Annotated in this window: 3 protein-coding genes, 1 tRNA gene and 1 pseudogene; all 5 read left to right on the forward strand. The window is 67.0% G+C overall.

The window, feature by feature from the left end; all coding sequences use genetic code 11:
* Nucleotides 1-731: pseudogene (locus tag BJQ90_RS15080) on the forward strand (DNA polymerase III subunit delta'); the annotation flags it as partial.
* A 113-nt stretch (nucleotides 732-844) separates the two neighbouring features.
* Nucleotides 845-2,407 carry an alpha/beta hydrolase gene (locus BJQ90_RS15085; protein WP_226761054.1) on the forward strand — a complete coding sequence of 521 codons (1,563 nt, stop codon included), beginning with the start codon at nucleotides 845-847 and terminating at the stop codon, nucleotides 2,405-2,407.
* A 93-nt stretch (nucleotides 2,408-2,500) separates the two neighbouring features.
* Nucleotides 2,501-2,573 (forward strand) — tRNA-Thr (locus BJQ90_RS15090).
* Between the two features lie 268 nt (nucleotides 2,574-2,841).
* Nucleotides 2,842-3,795, forward strand: coding sequence for a family 16 glycosylhydrolase (locus tag BJQ90_RS15095; protein ID WP_226761055.1), 954 nt, complete (start codon nucleotides 2,842-2,844; stop codon nucleotides 3,793-3,795).
* A gap of 81 nt (nucleotides 3,796-3,876) precedes the next feature.
* The coding region (locus BJQ90_RS15100) for an MFS transporter (protein WP_226761056.1) at nucleotides 3,877-4,557 on the forward strand (681 nt) is incomplete at its 3' end.

The raw sequence follows: 4,557 nt of genomic DNA on the forward strand, positions 1-4,557 counted from the left end.
CCCCCCGCACCGTATGGATGCTGTGCGCGCCCTCCCCCGCCGACGTCCTGGTCACGATCCGCTCCCGGTGCCGCGCGGTGGCGCTGCGGCTGCCGCCCGCGGCCGACGTCGCTGCCCTGCTGGTCAAGCGCGACGGCGTGGACCCCGCCGTCGCCGAACGTGCGGCCCGTGCGGCGCAAAGCCACGTCGGGATCGCCCGCCGCCTGGCCCGGGATCCGGAGGCCCGTGAGCGGCGGCTCGAAACCGTGCGGTTTCCGTTGGGGCTCCGGGGCGTGACCGCAGCGGTGTTGATGGCGGAAAAGCTGGTCAAGATCGCTACGGATGAAGCCAACAGCTCAAACGACGAACGCGATGCGGCGGAGAAGGCTGCCCTGCTTGCCACCCTTGGGGCGCCGGAAACCGGCACGCTGCCGCCAGCCATGCGCGGCCAGGTCAAGCAGCTCGAGGACGACCAGAAGCGCCGTGCCAAGCGTTCCGTGACTGACTCGCTGGACCGCACGCTGACCGATCTGCTGTCCTTCTACCGGGATGTGCTGATCATCCAGATGGGGAACGCCGTGGAACTGGTCAACGTTGAACTCAGGAGCGAGCTCACTGAATTCGCGAGCCACTCCTCCGCCGAAACCACGCTGGCCCGGATGGACGCCATCAACAAAGCCCGCAAACGGATTACGACTTCCAACGTGGCCCCGCTGCTGACGATCGAGTCCATGGCGGCCAGCCTCATCTGAGGGATCATTAACTAACCCGCCCCGGGTGCACCAACCCTCCCCCAGTCCCAACCGCCGCCCGGTGTGAAGCGGCAGCCGCTCCGCCCAGTTCCTATTCCTCCAAGGAGAACCGCATGAAGTCTGCACGAGCAGTGCCCGCCAGATCCCGATCCGTAGCGATCGGTGTGCGGGCAGCAGGCGCCATGGCCCTGGCCCTGGTGCTTTCCTCGTGCACCTTGTTGGGCGGCGGCAGCGGGGCCAACAACCCCAGCACACCCAAGCCGGAGATTGCGTCCTCGGCGCCCGCTGAGCTCAAGAGCTACTACACACAGCAGGTCGACTGGACCCCCTGTGAAACCGACTTCAAGTGCGCCAAGATCAAAGTCCCGCTGGACTACAGCAAGCCGGACGGCGGCAGCATCGAAATCGCGGCGCTTAAGCTGCCCACGAAGGGCACCAGCAAAGGCAGCCTGCTCATCAACCCGGGCGGACCCGGCGGCTCGGGCTATGACTTCGTCCGGGACGCCGGAGCCACCCACTTCTCGGAAAAGCTCCGAGCCAACTATGACATCGTGGGCTTCGACCCGCGCGGCGTGCAGCGTTCCGCCCCGGTCACCTGCCTGACGGATCAGGAACGCGACGCCGCCCGCGCGAAGATCTATGACATGGACACCGACGCCGGCGTGGCCGAGACCCTGGCAGACAACAAGGTGATCGCCGCCAAGTGTGCGGAAAAGACCGGAGCGGTCCTGGGCAAGATCGACACGATCAGTTCCGCCAGGGACCTCGACATCCTGCGCGCGGCCGTAAACGACACCAAGCTGAACTACATGGGGTTCTCCTACGGGACGTTCCTCGGCTCAACGTACGCCTCGCTGTTCCCTGACAACGTCGGCCGGATGGTCCTGGACGGCGCGATGGACCCGTCCCTCAGCAATGAGGAACTCACCAGCGGTCAGGCCAAGGCCTTCGAAAAAGCACTCCGCTCCTACGTGGAACGCTGCCTCCAGACCGGCGGCTGCCCGCTCAGCGGCAGCGTCGACGACGGGATCCGGCAGATCCAGGACGTGATCGCCGCCGTGGAGGCGAACCCCATGCGTGCCAAGGACGGCCGGTTGGTCTCGGCATCCACCCTGGTCACGGGCATGATCGTCCCGCTGTACAACGACGACAACTGGCCGTTGCTCACGCAGGCCTTCGGCGCGATCATGAAGAATGATCCGACCCCGTTCCTGCGGCTGGCCGACTTCAACGCCGAGCGGGAACCCGATGGCAGCTACTCCTCGAACAGCACCTTTGCCTTCACTGCCATCAACTGCCTGGACTACCCCATGGTGACGGACACCGCAGGGATGCGCGCGGACGAGCAGCAGTTGCGCCTGGAGTCGCCCACTTTCGGGAAATACTTCGCCTTCGGCGGCACCAACTGCAAGGACTGGCCGTACAAGAACGTCCGGACCCCGGCGCCGGTGGACTACAAGGGTTCGACCGACATCCTCGTGGTGGGCACCACGGGTGACCCGGCAACCCCGGTGGAATGGGCGGCCGCCCTGCGCAAGCAGCTGGGCCAGGCCTCGCTGCTGACGTGGAAGGGCGAGGGTCACACGGCCTACGGCCGCTCCAACGACTGCATCGGCAACGCCGTGGACGGTTATCTCGTCGACGGCAAGACCCCGGCGGACAACACCGTCTGCTGAGGCGTTTGCCCCTCATTTTGACCCGGGCCGGAGGACTCTACTACAGTTGTCTCTGGCATGAAGCGACCGGGTCACCGGAAACTTCAGGCGGTTGCTTCCTTAGCTCAGTTGGTAGAGCGTCTCACTCGTAATGAGAAGGTCGCCAGTTCGATTCTGGCAGGAAGCTCTGGTCTCTATCTATCGGCCCCGGCGCAGTCGCCGGGGCCGTTCTTTTTGCCCCGCTGCGGGTATATCCCCGCTGTGGGTGGCGCCTGCGCCAACGGCGCATGAGAAGGCACATCGTTGCCTGGATGAGTTACGCGGCCGAATGTCTGGCGCGCCGGTGAATCCCCCTCGGTGCGGCCATGAACAATGGCGCATTCCGTCCTGCCCCAGCGCCTTAGCGCTGCGCGGGAGGGCGCCACCAACTGAGCGTGAGCTCCAGGAGTAAGTACATGAAGAAACGCACAACTTTGTTTTCCGGTGCGGCTGTAGCAGCCGTGCTTTCCCTCACCGCTTCCCTCGGCGCTGTCGCGTCCCCCGGGGCAGCCACCGGGACTGGCACCTACACGTGCACCCTGAACACCAAAGACGGTGTGCCTCCCTGCACACTGCACGCGGTGCCCACACCCGCAGCAGCGCCCGCGCCGGCCGCCGCAGTGGCAGCAGCACCGGCGGTTGAGCCTGTTCCGGCGGCGGCAGCACCCGCGCCTGCGGCAGCACCCGTGACAGTCCTGCCGGCTTCGACCGGCTCCGGGCTGTCGCCTTTGGGGGTCCCCGGCGCGTGGTCCCAGACTTTCAGCGATGACTTCAACGGAACCGCCCTGGACACCAGCAAGTGGTCCAGTTCCTGGTTCGGCGGCGGCACGATGAACAAGGTCAAGACCAGCCCGGCCAACGTCTCCGTCGGCGGCGGAAACCTCTCGCTGAAACTCTCGGACGCCGGCACCGGCGCCCTTGTGTCGTCAAACCCGAACGACGCCGCCACGACCGGCTACGCGTTCCGGACCGGTTACACCGAGGCCCGCATCTCCTTCCCCGGCAACGGAACCTTGCTGCACAACTGGCCCGCGTGGTGGACTACCGGCCAGTCCTGGCCCGCCACGGGTGAGAACGACATCGCCGAAGTACTCAAGGGACAGATGACGTCCAACTACCACTCCGGCTCCGGAACCCACAACCAGGGCACCATCGCCGGCAGCTGGGGGAATGAATACCACACCTACGGCTTGTGGCGTAAGGCCAACGTCTCCGAGGTCTACGTCGACGGCGTCAAGGTCAAGTCCTTCCCGACCGACGACGGCAATGCCGCCCAGTACCTGGTGCTGAATGTCGGCAAAGCCGGCACCAGCACCACGTACGGGCCGGCCTCCGAGATGAAGGTCGACTACGTCCGGGCCTGGCAGTAACAGGAACAATTAGGTCCGAAGCGGGGCCACCACCACCCCCGGCCTCTTGTCCTTCCACAGGCCGTCCGCGAGTCTTGGGAAATGGGCCTGCCCCACCGAAACTTGTCAGCCCGCGAGCGGGAGAGTCGATCCGCCCTGCCCGGGGCCAACCGGCGGTTCGTCTGGGGTCCGGTGATCGGCTTTGGGCTCGTCAGCCTGGCCGCCGACGCGGTCTCCGACGGGGCCCGGCCGCTGGCGGGCCCCCTGCTCGCCCAGCTGGGTGCCTCCGCGCTGCTCGTCGGCCTCGTCACGGGCGCCGCCGAAGCGGCCGCGCAGGGGCTCCGGCTGGTGTTCGGACCCTGGGCGGACCGGACCCGCAGGTACTGGACCTTCACGCTGGCAGGTTATGCGCTCACGGCGGTCTGCGTGCCCCTGCTGGCCGTGGCATCCTGGGCGGGAGCCGCCGGCCTGGTTCTCGCCTCGGTGCTCATCATCGGGGACAGGGTCGGGAAAGCCGTGCGCAGCCCGGCCAAGACCGTGCTGCTGGCCGCTGTCGCCAAGCCCGTCGGCCGCGGCCGCGGCTTTGCCGTCCATAAATCCCTAGACCTCCTCGGGGCCCTGCTGGGGCCGGTACTGGTCGCCGCGGTCCTCGCGGCCACCGGAAACCTCTCGGTTGCCTTCGCGGTGCTGTCCGTTCCGGCCGCGGCGGCCATGTTCCTGCTGTTCAGGCTGCGCCGCCGGGTGCCGGATCCCGGCACCGGCCCGCCGGCGTCGCCCGATACT

This window comes from Arthrobacter sp. SO3 (assembly GCF_020532825.1).
Classification (GTDB): Bacteria; Actinomycetota; Actinomycetes; order Actinomycetales; family Micrococcaceae; genus Arthrobacter.

Excerpts from the sequence above, each read along its gene's own strand:
- BJQ90_RS15085 (WP_226761054.1), top strand. The coding sequence starts at position 845 with ATGAAGTCTGCACGAGCAGTGCCCGCCAGATCCCGATCCGTAGCGATC.
- BJQ90_RS15095 (WP_226761055.1), top strand. The coding sequence starts at position 2,842 with ATGAAGAAACGCACAACTTTGTTTTCCGGTGCGGCTGTAGCAGCCGTG.